General features: G+C 70.4%; 16 protein-coding genes and 2 tRNA genes. 9 read left to right on the top strand and 9 right to left on the bottom strand.

Translation table 11 applies throughout. From position 1 onward, the window contains the following. The first annotated feature begins 152 nt into the window (after nucleotides 1–152). From dsbD to FHT37_RS16610, 3 genes are all read left to right on the top strand, one after another. Nucleotides 153–2,051, top strand: coding sequence for a protein-disulfide reductase DsbD (gene dsbD, locus FHT37_RS16620; RefSeq protein ID WP_147240225.1), 1,899 nt, complete (start codon nucleotides 153–155; stop codon nucleotides 2,049–2,051). Nucleotides 2,052–2,119: 68 nt separating this feature from the next. After that, nucleotides 2,120–2,196, top strand: a tRNA-Met gene (locus FHT37_RS16615). Nucleotides 2,197–2,318: 122 nt separating this feature from the next. Next, nucleotides 2,319–2,395 (top strand) — tRNA-Met (locus tag FHT37_RS16610). 49 nt (nucleotides 2,396–2,444) lie between these two features. On the opposite strand, the gene selD is transcribed toward FHT37_RS16610, so the two are convergent. From selD to FHT37_RS16590, 4 genes are all read right to left on the bottom strand, one after another. Next, nucleotides 2,445–3,518, bottom strand: a complete 1,074-nt coding sequence (selD, locus tag FHT37_RS16605) for a selenide, water dikinase SelD (protein ID WP_147241183.1) — start codon at nucleotides 3,516–3,518, stop codon at nucleotides 2,445–2,447. Nucleotides 3,519–3,529: 11 nt separating this feature from the next. Then, nucleotides 3,530–4,198, bottom strand: a complete 669-nt coding sequence (locus FHT37_RS16600) for a tRNA-uridine aminocarboxypropyltransferase (protein ID WP_147241182.1) — start codon at nucleotides 4,196–4,198, stop codon at nucleotides 3,530–3,532. A 32-nt stretch (nucleotides 4,199–4,230) separates the two neighbouring features. Then, complete coding sequence (locus FHT37_RS16595) at nucleotides 4,231–5,076, bottom strand: ProQ/FINO family protein (RefSeq protein ID WP_091728037.1); 846 nt, start codon at nucleotides 5,074–5,076, stop codon at nucleotides 4,231–4,233. A gap of 129 nt (nucleotides 5,077–5,205) precedes the next feature. Then, on the bottom strand, nucleotides 5,206–5,409 hold the full coding sequence (locus FHT37_RS16590; RefSeq protein WP_091728034.1) for a hypothetical protein: 204 nt from the start codon (nucleotides 5,407–5,409) through the stop codon (nucleotides 5,206–5,208). Nucleotides 5,410–5,610: 201 nt separating this feature from the next. Between FHT37_RS16590 and FHT37_RS16585 the strand changes: the two genes are divergently transcribed. Next, nucleotides 5,611–6,171, top strand: coding sequence for a thymidine kinase (locus tag FHT37_RS16585; RefSeq protein WP_091728031.1), 561 nt, complete (start codon nucleotides 5,611–5,613; stop codon nucleotides 6,169–6,171). Between the two features lie 21 nt (nucleotides 6,172–6,192). Here FHT37_RS16585 and FHT37_RS16580 read toward each other — a convergent pair whose 3' ends face one another. Then, nucleotides 6,193–6,432: a hypothetical protein gene (locus FHT37_RS16580; RefSeq protein WP_091728029.1), complete on the bottom strand. Its 240-nt coding sequence runs from the start codon at nucleotides 6,430–6,432 to the stop codon at nucleotides 6,193–6,195. Nucleotides 6,433–6,730: 298 nt separating this feature from the next. On the opposite strand from FHT37_RS16580, the gene FHT37_RS16575 reads away from it, so the two are divergent. Next, complete coding sequence (locus FHT37_RS16575; RefSeq protein WP_183482957.1) at nucleotides 6,731–7,288, top strand: GAF domain-containing protein; 558 nt, start codon at nucleotides 6,731–6,733, stop codon at nucleotides 7,286–7,288. A gap of 80 nt (nucleotides 7,289–7,368) precedes the next feature. Here the strand turns inward: FHT37_RS16575 and FHT37_RS16570 are convergent, their stop codons facing one another. Further along, the gene (locus FHT37_RS16570; RefSeq protein WP_183482954.1) at nucleotides 7,369–8,127 is read right to left on the bottom strand and encodes an enoyl-CoA hydratase/isomerase family protein; all 759 of its coding nucleotides are present in this window, start codon (nucleotides 8,125–8,127) and stop codon (nucleotides 7,369–7,371) included. A 264-nt stretch (nucleotides 8,128–8,391) separates the two neighbouring features. On the opposite strand from FHT37_RS16570, the gene FHT37_RS16565 reads away from it, so the two are divergent. Genes FHT37_RS16565 through FHT37_RS16555 form a run of 3 tightly spaced genes read left to right on the top strand, consistent with a single transcriptional unit; the run spans nucleotide 8,392 to nucleotide 12,005 of the window. Further along, nucleotides 8,392–9,426 carry a branched-chain amino acid ABC transporter permease gene (locus FHT37_RS16565; protein ID WP_183483080.1) on the top strand — a complete coding sequence of 345 codons (1,035 nt, stop codon included), beginning with the start codon at nucleotides 8,392–8,394 and terminating at the stop codon, nucleotides 9,424–9,426. A gap of 22 nt (nucleotides 9,427–9,448) precedes the next feature. Further along, nucleotides 9,449–11,272 (top strand): branched-chain amino acid ABC transporter ATP-binding protein/permease, encoded by a 1,824-nt coding sequence (locus FHT37_RS16560; protein ID WP_183483078.1) that lies wholly within the window; start codon nucleotides 9,449–9,451, stop codon nucleotides 11,270–11,272. Between the two features lies 1 nt (nucleotide 11,273). Next, a complete protein-coding gene (locus tag FHT37_RS16555) occupies nucleotides 11,274–12,005 on the top strand; it encodes an ABC transporter ATP-binding protein (protein WP_091728011.1) in 732 nt (243 codons plus the stop codon). A gap of 72 nt (nucleotides 12,006–12,077) precedes the next feature. On the opposite strand, the gene FHT37_RS16550 is transcribed toward FHT37_RS16555, so the two are convergent. Further along, entirely contained in the window at nucleotides 12,078–12,551 is a 474-nt protein-coding gene (locus FHT37_RS16550) for a VOC family protein (protein WP_183482952.1), read from the bottom strand. Between the two features lie 176 nt (nucleotides 12,552–12,727). Between FHT37_RS16550 and FHT37_RS16545 the strand changes: the two genes are divergently transcribed. Continuing rightward, complete coding sequence (locus FHT37_RS16545) at nucleotides 12,728–13,852, top strand: HDOD domain-containing protein (RefSeq protein WP_183482950.1); 1,125 nt, start codon at nucleotides 12,728–12,730, stop codon at nucleotides 13,850–13,852. Nucleotides 13,853–13,885: 33 nt separating this feature from the next. On the opposite strand, the gene FHT37_RS16540 is transcribed toward FHT37_RS16545, so the two are convergent. Together FHT37_RS16540 and FHT37_RS16535 are read right to left on the bottom strand one after the other, a co-directional pair. Continuing rightward, nucleotides 13,886–15,487, bottom strand: coding sequence for a glycine betaine ABC transporter substrate-binding protein (locus FHT37_RS16540; protein WP_183482948.1), 1,602 nt, complete (start codon nucleotides 15,485–15,487; stop codon nucleotides 13,886–13,888). After that, nucleotides 15,484–16,380 (bottom strand): LysR family transcriptional regulator, encoded by an 897-nt coding sequence (locus FHT37_RS16535; protein WP_147242263.1) that lies wholly within the window; start codon nucleotides 16,378–16,380, stop codon nucleotides 15,484–15,486. Before FHT37_RS16535 ends, FHT37_RS16540 begins: the two co-directional genes overlap by 4 nt. Between the last annotated feature and the right edge of the window lie 179 nt (nucleotides 16,381–16,559).

Below are 16,559 nucleotides of genomic sequence, written 5' to 3'. Positions count from 1 at the left end.
TGCTGGCCTTTTTTCTTGTGTATCCGCGATACGCGCAGCGCAGACCGGGCATGGCGCCAGTCCAACGACAGGCCGTGCCGCTTGGCGCTAAGCTTCGCGCCTTTCCGATCTCTCGACGACGCGGTCCACGAAGCCGCACGCGTCCCGCGTTCATGACCCCTCTTGCCTTGATGCGACGCCTGATGCCGGCGCTGGTCCTGTTGCTGACCCTGGCCTCGGCGCTGCTGGCCGTCCCGGCTCGCGCCGACGATTTCCTCGACCCGGACCAGGCCTTCAAGGTCGACGTGCAGTTGACCGGCGATCGCGAGTTCCAGCTGAACTTCACGATCGCGCCCGGCTATTACATGTACCGCGACCAGTTCAAGCTGGAACCGGCGGGCGCGACGCTGGGCGACATCGCCTGGCCGACGCCCAAGCGCAAGTTCGACGAGACCTTCCAGAAGGAAGTCGAGACCTACCGCGACCGGCTGAGCATCAAGGTGCCGGTGACGGCGCTGCAGGCGGCGCCGCTGAAGCTGGTGCTGACCGGCCAAGGCTGCGCGGACAAGGGCTTGTGCTATCCGCCGATGAAGAGCGAGCTGACGCTGGGCCTGAAGGGCTTCGGCGGCGATGGCGGGGTGAAGATCGGTGCGGCGCCGGACGCGCTGAGCGGTTTCGGCGTATCGAACGCGGTGGCGTCGACGCCGGCAGCCGCGGCGACCGGCAACGCCGAAGGCGCGGTCGCAGGCGCCGCGGCGTCTCGTTCGAGCTCGCCGCTGGACGAGGTGCTGGCTTCCGGCCGCCTGTGGCTGGTCATCGGCGCGTTCTTCGCGGCCGGCGTGCTGTTGTCGCTGACGCCGTGCGTGCTGCCGATGCTCCCCATCCTGTCGTCGATCATCGTCGGCCAAGGTGGCACGCCGTCGCGGGCGCGCGGCTTCTTCCTGGCCTTCAGCTACTCGCTGGGCATGGCGCTGCTGTACACGGCGCTGGGCGTCGCGGCGGGCCTCGCGGGCGGAGGCCTGGCAGCCTACCTCCAGAAGCCCTGGGTGCTGACGCTGTTCGCGCTGCTCCTGATCGGCTTCTCGCTGTCGATGTTCGGCGTCTACGAGATCCAGTTGCCGAGCCGCTTCACCGGCGGCGTGTCCGATGCGACCCAGCGCTTGCCCGCCGGCAAGTTCTTCAGCGTCTTCGTGATGGGCGCACTCTCCGCGCTGATCGTGAGCCCCTGCGTCGCGGCGCCGCTGGCCGGCGCGCTGCTCTACATCAGCCAGACCGGCAATGTGGCGGTCGGCGGCCTGGCGCTGTTCGCGCTGGCCTGGGGCATGAGCGTCCCGCTGCTGCTGCTCGGCCTGTCGGCGGGCACGCTCCTGCCGCGCGCCGGGCCCTGGATGGAAACGGTCAAGTATTTCTTCGGGCTGCTGCTGCTGTCGGTCGCGCTGTGGATCGTGCAGCCGGTGCTGCCTGCGGTCGTCGCGCAGCTGCTCTGGGGGGCGCTGTTGATCGCGCTGGCCGCGCTGCTGGGGCATTTCCAGCGCGCCGAGGCCAACACGCCCCGCGTGTGGCTGCGCAAGAGCGCAGCCGTCGCGGCGATGGTGTTCGGCGTGTCGCAGTTCATTGGCGTCGCGGCTGGAGGCACCGACACGCTGAAGCCTTTGGCGGGTGTCGTTGGCGCGGGTAAGGGCGCAGCCGCGGCGGTCGCCACGGGAGAGCCGGTCGCGGTGAACTTCCACAAGGTCAAGAGCGTCGCCGAGCTCGACGAGGCGCTGCGCACCGCCGGCAAGCCGGTGATGCTGGATTTCTACGCCGACTGGTGCGTGTCCTGCAAGGAGATGGAGCGCTTCACCTTCACCGACGCGCGCGTGCAGGCGAAGCTCGCCGGCGCGCTGTTGCTGAAGGCTGATGTCACGGCGAACAACGCCGAAGACCGCGAACTGCTCAAGCGCTTCAAGCTGTTCGGTCCCCCAGGCACGATCTTTTTCGACCCCAAGGGGGAGGAACTGGCTGGCGCGCGAGTCATCGGCTTCCAGGACGCTGACCGCTTCCTCCAATCGCTGCAGGCGGCCGGCCTTTGAATCTTGCGAAGACTGTCGTCAGAAGTTGAGACGACGGTCGATTCCGTGCTACACTCTCTTTCTTCGATCGCGGGGTGGAGCAGTCTGGTAGCTCGTTGGGCTCATAACCCAAAGGTCGTAGGTTCAAATCCTGCCCCCGCAACCAGAACATCGAATGCTGTCCTTGGACAGTGTTGTTGAGCGGATCGACACGAAGGCCAAGAGGTCGCGTGCGATGCGATCAACCAAACGGTGAATCGGCGCCCGCCGATCACCGCACATCACAGCCGCGGGGTGGAGCAGTCTGGTAGCTCGTTGGGCTCATAACCCAAAGGTCGTAGGTTCAAATCCTGCCCCCGCAACCAATCGAACAAGGGCCCTCATGTGAGGGCCCTTTGTTCTTTTCAGCGCCGCTCAGGCCACACGCAACTTCGGACCTTCTCCCGATGCCGTGACGCGGCCGATGACCGCCGCCGCGTCGAACCCGTGACGCGCGAAGACGGCGAGCACGGCGTCCACCGCAGCCGGCGCGCACGACACGAGCAGGCCACCGCTGGTCTGCGGATCGCTCAGGAGCGCTTGCGCCTGCGAGGGCAGCGAGCCGGCCAAGGCCACCTCCGCGCCGTAGGCGGCCCAATTGCGGCCCGATGCGCCGGTCACGAAGCCTTCGCTCGCCAGCGATGGCACGCCTTCGAGCAGCGGTACCGAATGCCAATCGATCTCCACCGCGCAGCCCGATCCACGCGCGATCTCCAAGGCGTGCCCTGCCAGACCAAAGCCGGTGACGTCGGTGAGCGCATGGACGCCGTCGAGTGCGGCCAGCTCCGGCCCGGGCGTGTTCAGCTTGGTCGTGGTCGCGAGCATCCGCTGATAGGCCGCGTCGTCGAGCTTCCCCTTCTTGAGCGCCGCCGACATCACACCAACGCCCAGTGCCTTGCCCAGTACCAGCACATCGCCGGCGCGGGCATCCGCGTTGCGCTTCACCCGGGAGGGATGCACCAGTCCCAAAGCCACCAAGCCATAGATCGGTTCGACCGAATCGATCGTGTGTCCGCCCGCGATCGGGATGCCCGCCTCGCGACAGACTGACGCGCCGCCTTCGAGGATCCTGCCGATGGTCGCCGTGCTCAGGACCGCCACCGGCATGCCGACCAGGGCCAGCGCCATGATGGGCTTGCCGCCCATGGCATAGACGTCGCTGATCGCGTTGGTCGCGGCGATGCGGCCGAAGTCATGCGGGTCGTCGACGATCGGCATGAAGAAGTCGGTCGTGGCGATCAGCGCCTGTTCGTCGTTGAGCCGATAGACGGCGGCGTCATCCGCCGTCTCTATCCCGACGAGCAGTTCGCGGGGGACGGGGAGGGCACTCGTCCCCTGGAGGATTTCCGAGAGCACACCGGGCGCGATCTTGCAGCCGCAGCCGCCGCCGTGCGACAGCGAGGTGAGTCGGGGCTCGGAAGGGGGATTGGCGGGGGAGGAAGGATTCATGGCCGGGCAGCTTACCGCGCGCCGGCTCCACCGACCGAGGGAGCGCGGTCAGCCAGACCCTGCTGAAGGGCGATGAACGCGTCCATGGCGGCCCAGAGGGGCGCGTAGCGCGACTCGTCGCCCTCGAGCTGTGCCAGCGCGAGGGCGCAGGCCTCGAGCGTGCTGCGTTGCGACTCCGCGTGCGCGCGCCGGATCGCGTAGCGGGAAGGCGGCGGCGCATCGAGCGCCATCCGCGGGAGCGCCTGCAGCCAGGGGTTCTCATGAAGCAACCGTCGACTGCGGCGCCAGGTCCCGTCCAGGACAACCAAGGTGGTGAGCGGCGGCGTACCAGCGAGCGGATTCCCATGGCGCGCCCCGCCGCGGGGCGCCGGCGCTGGTTCCGCGGTCGCGGCGTTGCCGGGCGTCGCCGGATAAAGCAACACGAGCCCGGCGGTCGAGGCTGGCGGATCGAATCGTTCGCCGATACGCAGTTCGACGCGAGACAGGCAGCGCGCCAGCAGGCCGGCCGTGCCCTTGGCCTGCCCGGCTTCGTCGCGGTCCTGAAGGATCAGCAGCGGGGTGAGGTTGTCGACCGGCCGCACGCAGGCGCACCAGCAGCCGACCGACGGTCGGCCGCAGCCATCGCAATGCGCGCGGCGCCCGGCGCGTTCACTGCGCGGCGGGCGCTCGTCGACAACCATGGTGGGGAGCGCGTCGGCGCGCGGTCAGCCGATCAGCGCGGTTGGCGCGGTGGCTTGCGGCCTTCGTTCGGACGGCCATCACGGCGGGGTCCATCGCCGCGCGGTGCCTGGCCGGGACCGCCAGGTCGTCCTTCGCCACGAGGGCCACCACGACGATGCTCCTGGCCTCTGGGCGGCCGGTCATGGCGCTCCTGACGCGGCGGCTGTTGCGCCTCCTCCTCGCGCGCCAGCTTCAGCTGGGCATCGAGCTGTTCCTGCGTCAGGCCCTTGAGCGCGCAGAAGTTGGCCGGCGTCAGCGTGGTGCGCGAGAAGTCGCGCAGCAATTGCGCGCGTTCCTGGCGTCCGCGGTCTTCCTCGGCGCGACGCGCCTCGGTGATGCCACGTCGGCGAGTCAGCTCTTCCTGGGCGGCGTTGCGGTGCTCATCGCTCAACTCGCCGGCGGGCTGGCCGTCCAGGTCGAAGCGGGTCTTGGCCCGCGTGAGCGCGATCAGATAGCCGGTGCCGCCGGTATAGCGGCGCAGGAAGGCCGACAGCTGGGCCTTCGTGAACTGGCCCGGGGCGCGCTGCTGGATGTCGGACTGGACCCGCAGCTTCAGCGGCTTCGCACCGCCGCCGAACAGGGCCGGGAAGAGCTCCTTCAGCTTGGCGGCGACCGCCTGGACGTCGACGCGTCCGCCCTCGGCCGGCTTGGCCGGATTCGGCGCGGTGCTCGCGTCGGGCGGGCTGGCCTCGCCGGCGGCATCTCCCGCTTCCGGGGCGGGCGCGGCGTCGGCTTGCGGCGCCGTCAGCGCGGCGTCAGTGGTCTCGGCGACGGGGGCCTTCGGGTCCGGGACTTCGGGGGAGGTCACTTCGCCTTGCGGCGGGGTGCTGGAGGACATGCATCAAGCGGCGCGGGGCCGGCCTTCGGGAAAAAGGGGGATTGTGCCCATAGCCGCGCGGGCGTGGCAATTCGCGCCGATCGACGGCGGCCGTCCGTCCTGCCTGACGACGGCCGCCGGGAAGGGGAATCAGGTCTTGGGTTCGCAGGCGGGCTTGCAGACCAGTTCGGTCCGGCCCAGGATGCGCTTGGACTGCAGGCTGCTCGGAGGACGGTGCCGACCGCACTTGAAGCAGGAACGGGTCTGGCCGCTGCCCTGGAACGGCGACCCTCCCAGCTTGGAGGCGTAGCGCAGGCCGTCTTCCCGAACGGCGGTGCTGGTGTCTTTGCTCATGGTCTCGCTTCGCTTGGCGCTCTTGTTCGCACCGGCGGGGTCGTGTCCCGGCGGTGCATCGATTCCCTCGCAATCCATATTAGGTGGGGCGTATGACGCCCCGCTACATCGCTTGCCCGGGGGTGAAAGCACCGCCCGACGAACGGTCGCAATTGCGCCGACAATCGCCCGCTGCCCGGCGGGACCGGGCGTGCAAGGACCATGGCCAAACTGTTTTTTCGCTACGCCGCGATGAATGCCGGCAAGTCCACCGCATTGCTGCAGGTGGCGCACAACTACGAGGAGCGCGGCCATGCGGTGCGCCTGTTCACCGCCGGGGTCGACGACCGCTATGGCAAGGGATTCATCACCTCGCGGCTGGGGCCGCAGCGCGTGGCGGAGGTGTTCACCGCCGAGACGGACTTCCGCGCGCTGATCACGCAGTCGCCGGGCATCGCCTGCATCCTGCTGGACGAGGCGCAGTTCCTCACGCAGGACCAGGTCTGGTCGCTCCACGAGATTGCGCACATGCGCCATGTGCCCGTGATCTGCTACGGGCTGCGGACCGACTTCCGCGGCGCCTTGTTCACCGGTTCGGCGGCGCTGCTGGCGCTGGCCGACGAGATGGACGAGATGAAGACCATCTGCGACTGCGGCCGCAAGGCGACGATGAACATGCGCGTCGACACCGCCGGCCGGAAGCTGACCGAAGGCGCGCAGGTCGAGATCGGCGGCAACTCCCGTTACCGCGCGGTCTGTGGACGCTGCTTCAGGGCGTCGTGAGGACGCCCGGTAAGCCTGGGCTTACTTCTTGGTTGCCAGCTGCTCTTCCAGTTCCTTGCAGGACGGAGCGCAGACGGGTTGGGACTTGCCCAGCAGCTTGCGGGACTTCAGCAGCGCGCGGGGGCGATGCTTGCCGCAAAGGAAGCACGACATGGTTGCCGCGCCAAACGAAGAGGTCGCCGCGAAGGGCGAGCCGGGAGCTTTAGAGCGATAGCGCAGACCATCGGCTTCGATGGTCGTCTTGGTCGTATCCTTGGCCACGCTGATCCTGATCCTGATAAGAGTTTGAAATGCCGCGCCGACCACCCCAAGTTCCCCCCAGGGGCGGACGGCGAAACCCGTATTTTCCTATAAGCCGGACCCTCCCCGTACCGGGGCATCGCTAATGACCTCGCGCGAAGGTCGCCCGAATCGGTTGCAAGAGACATTCGTCGCACGGATGGGCCGGTAACACAGCCTCCCGGCGGCTTGGCAGCGTTTAGGGAAAACACCTAGAATGCCGCCCGCGCCGTTCACCGTGGCGTCAATGACAAGGACACATGAGGGAGCGAGCGCAACGATGGAAAGGATCGAGGGGCTGTTCGCCGCCATGCGGGCGGCCAGTCAGGAACTGGAATGGCCGGCGACCGAGGCCCGCGACAGCGGCCTGGACACCGCCGGCGAACTGGCCGAGCGCTACGCGCAGGCCATCAGCGAGGCCCTGTGCGGCCACTTCCGCAGTTCGCACGCCAGCCTGTGGCTGCTGGACGGCGAACCGGGCGCCTACCGCCTGCGCTGCCTCGGCGCCCATGCGGTCGACGGACCGAGCCGCCAACCGCCGGTTTGCGAGCAGCGCGCCTATCCCGGTTATTTCGACGCCTTGCTGTCCGAAGGCGTCTTCAACTGCGCCGATGCGCGCACCGATCCCCGCCTGAGCACCCTGCAGCCGCCGCCCACCTGGCGCGCGATGCTGGACGTCAGCGGCCAGATCAATGGCAGGACCTTTGGCGTGATCGCGCTGGGAGAGCGTGACCAGGCCCGCGTGTGGACCAAACGCGAGGAACTCGACCTGCGCCGCGCCACCGCGAAGGCTTGTCTGCACCTGCATGCCTGGCGCCACGAGCTGGAAACCGTCTGACCACCGCCTGACCTCGCCGGCGGCGGCCGTCCCCCTCATTCCCCGTTATTTCCCCCGTCGTCCCCCCTTCAGGGTGCGGATCAGCGGCCGTTGAACCTGGGCGCGCGTTTTTCCTGCCAAGCGCGAACGCCCTCCGCCAGATCCTCCGACGCGTTCGACACCGCGATGTCCGCGCGCAGCGCCTCGATGTCGAGCCGGCCGTTGGCGATCGCGTTCAGATGGCGCTTCATGCCGGCGAGCGCCAGCGGCGCGAAACCGCAGAGCCGCTCGCACAGGGCCTGCGCCGCCGCCTGGAGCGCCTCGCTGTCGTCGAGCAGGTGATCCAGGAAGCCGCTGGCGTGCATCGCGTCGGCGTCCAGAGTCTCGCCGGCCAGCAGCACCCGCTTGGCCATCGACAGCCCCAGCCGGTTCACGTACCGCTCCATGCCGCCGCGATAGAAGTGCAGCCCCAATCGCGCGGCGGGCACGAACATCTCGCACTGCGGCACGCCGAGCCGGAAATCGCAGGCCAGCGCGAGGTCGGTGGCGCCGCCGTAGACGCCGCCCTGAAGGGCCGCGACCGTCACCGGCCGGGCCTGTTCCCAGGCGTCGGTGAGCGACTCGAACAAGGCGCCCGCGTCCACGCCGGGCACCGCGTCGATGTTGAAGCCGCTGCAGAAATGTCGGCCCTCGGCGCGGAGCAACAGCACGCGGACCGAGGTCGTGGCCTCGACCTCGCGCAGGTGCGCCTGCAGCGTCTGCAGGTCGATCAGCTCGAGGCGGTTGGCGACATGCGGCCGTCGCAGCGTCACGCGAGCGAGCGGTCCGTCGATCTCCAGCGCGGGGATGTATTGAGGCATGGCGGCGCAGTCTAGCGAAGCGGCGCGTAGCACAAACCGTCCCACCGAGCTTCAACTTCGACCGACCGGTCGGATTAATCAATTGCGAAATGTCAATGCGGCATCCACTGACGGAGCGCCGAGGGCTTCCCGCTAGAGTCGGTCGCCACACGTCGCATGAACGACCAACCCCGGGCGATGGCCTTCGGAGCGTTCGCGACGCCGCCGGCACGCATCGGCGGCGCGCGATCAATGGCCCCGCCCGGCACCACGACAGGAGACAAGGTGGACGGGGCGATTGCAAGCATCCTGGTGCTGGACGGGGTGACCAACGGCGCGATCTACGCGCTGCTGGCACTGGCCCTGGTCCTCGTGTTCGCGGTCACGCGGGTGATCTTCATTCCTCAGGGGGAGTTCGTCGCTTTCGGCGCGCTGACGCTGGCGGGACTGCAACTCGGCCACACGCCGCTGACGATCCACTTCCTGATCGCGATGGCGCTGCTGGCGGCGGTGCTGGACCTGATCGCCGCCGCGCGCGCCGGACGCCTCGCGGCGGAACTGGCGCCGATCGCGCTGCGCGCCTTGCCCGGCGTCGCGATCGGGCTGTGCGCGCTCTGGCTCGCGCCGATGAAGCTGCCGCTGGTGGCGCAGGCGCTGCTGACGCTGGCGGTGGTCACGCCGATGGGCGGGCTGCTGTACCGCCTGGCCTACCAGTCGCTGGCCGACGCCTCGGTGCTGGTGCTGCTGATCGTCTCGGTCGGCGTGCACTTCGCGCTGACCGGGCTGGGCCTGGTGTTCTTCGGCGCGGAGGGCTCGCGCAACCCCAGCTTCTGGGACGCGAGCTACGCGGCCGGGCCGCTGATGTTCTCGGGCCAGACGCTGATCATCGTGATGGCCTCGGCCGCGCTGATCGTGGCGCTGTGGCTGTTCTTCGAGAAAAGCCTCTATGGCAAGGCGCTGCGCGCGACCGCGGTGAACCGGCTCGGCGCGCGGCTGATGGGCATCTCCAGCACCTCGGCCGGGCGGCTCTCGTTCACGCTGGCGGCCTTCATCGGCGCGCTGTCCGGCATCCTGATCAGCCCGACCACGACGATCTTCTACGACAGCGGCTTCCTCATCGGCCTGAAGGGCTTCGTGGCCGCGGTCTTCGCCGGGCTCTCCAGCTACCCCGGCGCGGCGCTGGGCGCGCTGCTCGTCGGCCTGATCGAGTCCTTCAGCTCCTTCTGGGCCAGCGCCTTCAAGGAGGTCATCGTCTTCACCACCATCCTGCCGGTGCTGCTGTGGCGCAGCTGGCGCGACCCGCACCATGAAGAGCATTGACGTGAGCTCCGACCGAGCCGCCATGAAGGCCTCGCCCCCCGTGCCCGCCGTGCCCGCCGCGGCGCGCCCATGGTCGCGCCGCCTCGCGCCGGCGCTGCTGCTGGCGGTGCTCGCGGTGTTGCCGCTGCTGCCGGTGCCCGAGTTCTGGATCACGCAGCTGAACTACATCGGCATGTTCGCGCTGGTCGCGCTCGGCCTGGTGCTGCTGACCGGCGTCGGCGGCCTGACGTCCTTCGGCCAGGCCGCCTTCGTCGGGGTGGGGGCGTACACGACGGCGCTGCTCAGCGCGCGCTACGGCCTGTCGCCGTGGCTGGGCCTGGCCGCGGGCCTGGCGATCACGCTGGCGATCGCGCTGGTGCTGGCGCTGATCACGCTGCGCATGTCCGGTCATTACCTGCCGCTGGCCACCATCGCCTGGGCGCTGAGCCTGAATTTCTCGATCGCCAACATGGAGTCGCTGGGCAAGTACGACGGCCTGCTCGGCGTGCCGGCCATCGAGCTCTTCGGCATCAGCCTGGCCGACGGCCGCGCCATCTACTACCTGATCTGGCTGTTCGCGATCGTCGGCGCGATCGCCGTGCGCAACCTGCTGGACTCGAGGCCCGGGCGGGCGATCCGGGCGCTCGGCGGCGCGACGGTGATGGCCGAGGCCATGGGCGTCTCCACCTTCCGCTACAAGGTCGTGATCTTCCTGATCGCGGCGCTGCTGGCCTCGGTGTCGGGCTGGCTGTTCGCGCATGTCCAGCGCACGGTGAACCCCAGTCCCTTCGGCCTGAAGATGGGCATCGAATACCTGTTCATGGCCGTCGTCGGCGGGGTGTCCAGCGTCTGGGGCGCCTTCGTGGGCGCCGGGGTGTTCAAGATCATCGAGGACCAGCTCAAGGAGCTGCTGCCCGCGCTGCTGGGCAGCAACGGCAACTTCGAGATCATCGTGCTCGGCATCGTGCTGGTGCTCATGCTGAAGTACGCGCCCAAGGGGCTGTGGCCGTCGCTGCAGGGGCTGCTGTCGCGCTGGTGGCCGGCGGCCCGTCGGGAACGGGACTGGGAGGGCGCGGCCGCGCTCGCGTCGCGTCCCAAGCCGCCGGCCGGCTCGGTGCTGCTGCGGGTCGACAGGCTGCGCAAGCAGTTCGGCGGCCTGGTGGCGGTGAACGACGTCAGCTTCGAGCTGCGCGCCGGCGAGATCATGGGCTTGATCGGCCCCAATGGCGCCGGCAAGTCCACGACCTTCAACCTGGTCTCCGGCGTGCTGCCGGCGACCAGCGGCGAGCTGCGTTTCGCCGGCGAATCCATCACCGGGCTGCCTGCGCGCCAGATCGCGCGTCGCGGCCTCTCGCGCACCTTCCAGCACGTGAAGATGATCGCGGACATGACGGTGCTGGAGAACGTCGCGCTGGGCGGCTACCTGCGCTCGCACAGCGGCACGGCGAAGGCGATGCTGCGGCTGGACCGCGCCGAGGAGCGGCGCCTGTTCGCCGAGGCCGAATCGCAGCTGCGCCGCATCGGCATGCAGGACCACCTGCACGAGCTGGCCGGCAACCTGGCGCTGGGGCCGCAGCGGCTGATGGAGATCGCCCGGGCGCTGTGCGCCGACCCGTCGCTGCTGCTGCTCGACGAGCCGGCCGCCGGGCTGCGCCACAAGGAGAAGCAGGCGCTGGCCGCGGTGCTGCGGCAGCTGCGCGCCGAGGGCATGAGCATCCTGCTGGTCGAGCACGACATGGACTTCGTCATGGGCCTGACCGACCGCATCGTCGTGATGGAGTTCGGCACCAAGCTGATCGAGGGCACGCCCGCCGAGGTGCAGGCCAGCCCCGAGGTGCGCGCGGCCTACCTGGGAACGGAACACTGACATGAGCGAGTTGTTGAAGGTCAGCGGCCTGCACGCCGGCTACGGGCGCGCGGAGGTGCTCACCGGGCTGGACCTGCGGCTGCGCCAGGGCGAGGTGGTCACGGTGATCGGCCCCAACGGCGCCGGCAAGAGCACCACGCTCAATGCGCTGATGGGCGTGCTGCCCGCGCGCGGCCAGGTGCTGTTCGACGGCGAGGACGTCAACGCCCTGGGCCTGGAGGAGCGCGTGATGAAGGGCCTCGCGCTGGTGCCGGAGAAGCGCGAGCTGTTCACGACGATGTCGGTCGAGGACAACCTGGTGCTCGGTGGCTTCCGGCCGATGCGCCTGGGCCTGAAGGACTGGCGCGATGAACTGGAGCGCGTCTACGCGCTGTTCCCGCGCCTGAAGGAACGCCGCGCGCAGCTGGCGGGCACGCTGTCCGGCGGCGAGCGGCAGATGCTGGCCGTCGGGCGCGCGCTGATGGCGCGGCCCAAGCTGCTGATGCTCGACGAGCCCAGCCTCGGCCTGGCGCCGCTGATCGTCAAGGAGGTGTTCCGCATCGTCGCGCAGCTGCGCGAGGCCGGCGTGTCCATCCTCCTCATCGAGCAGAACGCCCGCGCGGCGCTCGAGGTCGCCGACTACGGGTACGTGCTGGAGACCGGCGAGATCGCGCTCGAAGGCAAGGCTGCGGACCTGGCCAAGGATCCGCGGGTCATCGAGACCTACCTGGGCGCGAGCCGCCAGGCGCACTGAGCCCGCCGCACTGAGCCCGCCGCACCTGGCCGGCACCGCGCGAGGCCGGTCGCGGCGCACGCCGGCGGGGCGTCAGCCCGGCTGGCCCTCGGCGAACATCCGGGCCATGCGCGCCTTGAGCTCGGCCTCGGAGACATCCTCCTTGTGGGTGGCGACCATCCACTTGTGGCCGAACGGATCCGCGATCACGCCCATGCGGTCGCCCCAGAACTGGTCGGCCACCGGCATCTCCACCTTGGCGCCGGCGCCCTCGGCGGTCTTCACCGTCGCGTCGACGTCGGGCACGTAGATCACCACCGTCGTGGCGCTGCCGTTCAGGCTCAAGGGGCTGAGCGCGCCGCAGTGCGAGCGCTCCTCGGTCAACATGAACTTCGCGCCGCCCACGCTCAGCTCGGCATGCATCACGCCGTCCGGCGCGTCGAGCCGCAACTCGAGCTTGGCGCCGAAGGCGCGCTGGTAGAAATCGATCGCGGCGGCGGCGCCACGGATGGTGAGGTAGGGCGTCGCGCCGGTCGCGGCGGGGACGGCGGATACGGAAGCAGTCATCGCAATCTCCTTCGGTCGAGGGTGGGTCACCTGCAGACGACGAACGGCGCCAGCCGGAATCGACACGCGTCGCGAAAGCCGTCGTCACCGCCGCGCCCACCCCGAATCGGGGGAGTGACGCGGGCTGGCCGGAACGCGCGCGGGCGGTGCCCACCATAATCCGCCGACTTCCCACCATGGCGCTCCTGTCCTCCCTCCGCAAACTGCTGTCCGGCTCCGGCGATGCCGCGTCGGCCGGCCGGCCTGCTTCCTCCGCTGACTCGACCGCGCGGCCGGCGGCCCCGTCCGCCGCACCGGCGGGACCGGGCGCGGCCGCCTCACCGCCGTCGCAGCCGTTCGCGTCGGCGCACTCGCACGGGCCCAGCCAGGTGTCGACCCAGACGGCGGTCTACACCGGCGGCGAGATCGTCTTCCCCGCGCTCGAGGCCTCGCCGGAGTGGTTGCAGTTCAGCGCGCGGCTGCTGGGGCTGTCGCGGCTCAAGGACGTGCCGCCGTCCGCCGGCGAGCAGGGGCTGATGCAGCGCCTGCAGGGGCAGCGCGGCTCGCAGTGGGCCGACCAGCTGCCGCGCCTGCCGGCGGTGCTGCCGCAGCTGATGCGGCTGGCGCGCCGGCCGGATGTCGCGCGGGCGGAGCTGGTGCAGCTGCTGTCGCGTGATCCCAGCCTGGTCGGCGAGCTGATGCGGCTGGCCAACTCGCCGCGCTACCGGCCCGAGCGCGAGATCACCGACCTGTCGGGCGCGGTGACGGTGCTGGGTCAGCAGGGCCTGGATCAACTGGTGATGGGCGCCGCGATGCGGCCGATCTTCCATCAGGGCAAGGGCCGCTACGGCAGTCGGGCCGGCACGCTGCTCTGGGACCTGAGCGAACGCACCGCCTTCGCCACGCGGCGGCTGGCCAACGCCGGGGACGATGAGTTCGCCGCCTACCTGGCCGGGCTCAGCTCGCAGCTCGGCCTGATGGCCCTGCTGCGCGTGCTGGATGCGATGTCGGCGCCCTCGGTGCCGCCGCTGGATCGGGAGGGTCTGCATCGCCAGCTGCTGCCGCTGACGGCCACCTGGTCCGCGCAGATCGTCGAGCACTGGGGCTTCCCGCCGCAGGTCGCCGAGGCGCTCGCGCCTCGCCCCGGGCGCGGCGCGGCGTCGGCGGTCCTGGCGGTGCTGGTGCGGCAGGCCCAGGCCGTCGCGCTGCGCCAGCTGATGCAGCCGGGGCTGCAGCCCGCGCAGCTGGGCGACTGGTCCGCCGCGCAGCAGCGCTGTTATGCGGCCATGGACAGCGAATTCGGCGCCGGCTCACCCACCTGAGCGCTCGGCCTCCAGGCCATGCCGCCGACGGCGTCAGCCGCGCCGGCGTCTCGCCAGCCACCAGCCCATCACGCCGAACGCGGCCTCGAGCACCAGCGCCAGCGCCGCCGCGGGCAGCGCGCCGGCGAGCAGCAGCGCCTGGTCGTTCAGCGCCAGGCCGGTGACGATGCGCTCGCCGTAGCCGCCAGCACCGATGAAGGCGGCCATCGTCGCGGTACCGACGGAGAGGCTGGTGGCCGTGCGCAGGCCCGCCAGCATGACGGGCAGCGCGAGCGGCAGCTGGATCGAGCGCAGCACCTGGCCGCGAGTGAGGCCGAGCGCTCGCCCCGCGGTGGTGAGCCCCTGCGGCACCTCGCTGAGCCCGACGGTGCAATTGCGCAGCACCGGCAGCAGCGCGTAGAGCGTCAGCGCGACCAGCGCCGGCACCGGCCCGATCCGGTCCATCGCCCAGATCAGCAGCGCGAGCATCGCCAGCGACGGCACCGTCTGCAGCAGCGCGCAGGCGGCCAGCAGCGCCTCGCGCCAGCGCGGCCATGGATGCAGCGCGACGGCGAGCGGCACGCCGACCAGCGCGGCCAGCCCGACGGCGCCCAGCACCAGCGTCAGATGCTGCGCGGTGAGCCGGCCGAGGTCGGGTCCCGCGATGCGAGCCCACAGGCCGGACGTCGAGCGCCCGACGCCCGGCTCGAGCCTGGGCGAGGACGCCGATGCGGGCGTTGATGCCGATGCCGACGCAGCGGCAAGCGCGCCGCCCGCCTGACTGCGCGGTTTGGCGAGGAAAGCTCGCGCGATCGCGTCGAACGGCTGCCGCTGGATTTCCGCTTGCGCGTTCATCGCGATCATCGCGGCCTCGTCGATGCGCCCGCGCAGCGTCTGCAGCGCTGCCCAGGCGCGCGGGTGCCGGCGCGGCAGGTCGACGCGATACAGCAGCACGGCGTCGTAGCGAGGGAAGAAACCGGCATCGTCGGCGAGCACCGTCAGGTCGAGCGCCGCGATCTGCGCATCGGTCGTGTAGACGTCGGTGACATCGATCTGGTCGTCGGCGAGCGCGCGGTACGCCAGCCCGTGATCGAGTCCGGTCGGCGTCTGCGGCAACGCATAGCGCCGCGAGAGCCCCGGCCAGCCGTCGGCACGCCCCAGGAACTCGTTGCTGAGCCCCAGCCGCAGCGCCGGCTGCCCCTTCAGCTGCGACACCGCCGTGAGCCCGAGCGCACGCGCCCGTGCCGACCGCATCGCCAGCGCGTAGCCGTTGTTGAAGCCCAGCGGCACGTCGATCGCCAACCCCAGCGGCCGCAGCTCGGCCTGCAACTGCGCCAGCGGCGCGCCGGTCGTCGCATGACCGAGGATCTCGCGCTCGATCGTGCCGAGGTATTCGGCGTAGACATCGATGCTGCCGGCCTTCAGCGCCGCATGGACGATGGCCGTGTTGCCCAGCCCCTGCTTCAGCTCGACCGCGGCGGCGGGGTCGCCGGCCCGCGCCGTCTGGGCGAGGATCTCGGCCAGGATGTAGCTTTCGGTGAAACGCTTCGAGCCGATCCTCAGCGGCTCGGCGGCCCAGGCGTGAGTCCCGGTCGCCAGCGCGACGCCGGCCAGCAGCAGGAGGAGGAGCGGCCGCAGCCCGCGGAGCAGCATCATCGGCGCAGCATAGTCGAGCCGCTGCGGCTGCGCGCCAGCGTGCGCAAGACCTGGCCCGCGAAGGCGTCCGCCGCCGCCGACCCGGCCGAGGCCTTGCTCCGCATCAGCACCACCGACATCGCCGGCAGCGAGGTGGCCGGCGGCATGCCATGGCGCTCGTCCAGCAGCTCCATGCCGTCCGGCACGCTGCAGCGCGTGAACAGCGCGATCGCCAGACCGCTTTCGACCGCCGCCAGCATGCCGGCGGGGCTCGCGCTGTCGCAGACGATGCGGTAGGGCCGCTTCAACGCGGCCAGCGCCGCCAGGGCCGCCTTGCGCGCGAGGCTGCCCGATTCGTAGACGGCCACTGGCAGCGGCGTCTGGCGCCAGGCCTCGAAACGCGGAGCGCCGAACCACGCGAGCGGCTCCTCGAACAGCGGCTGCCCGCGTCCGGCGCGATCGCGCGTGACCACGGCGACATCGACTTCGCCACGCGCGAGCCGCGGGATCAGCACCGTCGACTGCTGGCAGACCAGCGTCAGTTCCACCGCGGTGTGGCGCCCGGCGAAGTCGCGCAGCACCGGCGTGAGGTAGGGCACCGCGTAGTCCTCCGGCACGCCGATGGTGAGCCGCCCGTGCAGCGTCTCGCGCCGCAGCGCCTGCACCGCCTCGTCGTGCTGCGCGATCAGGCGCCGCGCATGGCCGAGCAGCTCGCGGCCCGCGGGCGTGAGGTCGAGCCGGCGCGGCGTGCGCACCAGCACGGGCTGTCCGACCGCGCGCTCCAGCTTCGCGATCTGCATGCTGAGCGCCGACTGCGAGCGATGCACCCACTGCCCGGCCGCCGTCAGCGAGCCCGCATCCACCGCGGCGACGAAGGCGCGCAGCCAGTCCAGTTGAAGGTCGGTCGACGACATCCCATCCTCCGCCGCCCGGGCGAGCATTCGAATCCGTGATGCTAAGCGTGAAAAGGATTCGCTTTGCTGCCGGTCGTCCTAGCCGCAGACTCGCCGCATGACTTCATTCGTCCCATCCCGTGTCGCCGTGACACCGGCCGGTGCCGACGCCGCCAGGCCCCTGTACGACTCCACGCCCG

Source organism: Mitsuaria sp. BK037 (genome assembly GCF_014193045.1).
GTDB lineage: Bacteria > Pseudomonadota > Gammaproteobacteria > Burkholderiales > Burkholderiaceae_C > Roseateles.
Note: the sequence above shows the minus strand (reverse complement) of the source record. Positions and strands in the feature narration are given on the sequence as shown.

What these genes read in the sequence shown, in the direction of transcription:
- dsbD (WP_147240225.1), top strand. Translation starts at nt 153, where the DNA reads ATGACCCCTCTTGCCTTGATGCGACGCCTGATGCCGGCGCTGGTCCTG.
- selD (WP_147241183.1), bottom strand. Translation starts at nt 3,518, where the DNA reads ATGAATCCTTCCTCCCCCGCCAATCCCCCTTCCGAGCCCCGACTCACC.
- FHT37_RS16600 (WP_147241182.1), bottom strand. Translation starts at nt 4,198, where the DNA reads ATGGTTGTCGACGAGCGCCCGCCGCGCAGTGAACGCGCCGGGCGCCGC.
- FHT37_RS16595 (WP_091728037.1), bottom strand. Translation starts at nt 5,076, where the DNA reads ATGTCCTCCAGCACCCCGCCGCAAGGCGAAGTGACCTCCCCCGAAGTC.
- FHT37_RS16590 (WP_091728034.1), bottom strand. Translation starts at nt 5,409, where the DNA reads ATGAGCAAAGACACCAGCACCGCCGTTCGGGAAGACGGCCTGCGCTAC.
- FHT37_RS16585 (WP_091728031.1), top strand. Translation starts at nt 5,611, where the DNA reads ATGGCCAAACTGTTTTTTCGCTACGCCGCGATGAATGCCGGCAAGTCC.
- FHT37_RS16575 (WP_183482957.1), top strand. Translation starts at nt 6,731, where the DNA reads ATGGAAAGGATCGAGGGGCTGTTCGCCGCCATGCGGGCGGCCAGTCAG.
- FHT37_RS16570 (WP_183482954.1), bottom strand. Translation starts at nt 8,127, where the DNA reads ATGCCTCAATACATCCCCGCGCTGGAGATCGACGGACCGCTCGCTCGC.
- FHT37_RS16560 (WP_183483078.1), top strand. Translation starts at nt 9,449, where the DNA reads ATGAAGGCCTCGCCCCCCGTGCCCGCCGTGCCCGCCGCGGCGCGCCCA.
- FHT37_RS16555 (WP_091728011.1), top strand. Translation starts at nt 11,274, where the DNA reads ATGAGCGAGTTGTTGAAGGTCAGCGGCCTGCACGCCGGCTACGGGCGC.
- FHT37_RS16550 (WP_183482952.1), bottom strand. Translation starts at nt 12,551, where the DNA reads ATGACTGCTTCCGTATCCGCCGTCCCCGCCGCGACCGGCGCGACGCCC.
- FHT37_RS16545 (WP_183482950.1), top strand. Translation starts at nt 12,728, where the DNA reads ATGGCGCTCCTGTCCTCCCTCCGCAAACTGCTGTCCGGCTCCGGCGAT.
- FHT37_RS16540 (WP_183482948.1), bottom strand. Translation starts at nt 15,487, where the DNA reads ATGATGCTGCTCCGCGGGCTGCGGCCGCTCCTCCTCCTGCTGCTGGCC.
- FHT37_RS16535 (WP_147242263.1), bottom strand. Translation starts at nt 16,380, where the DNA reads ATGTCGTCGACCGACCTTCAACTGGACTGGCTGCGCGCCTTCGTCGCC.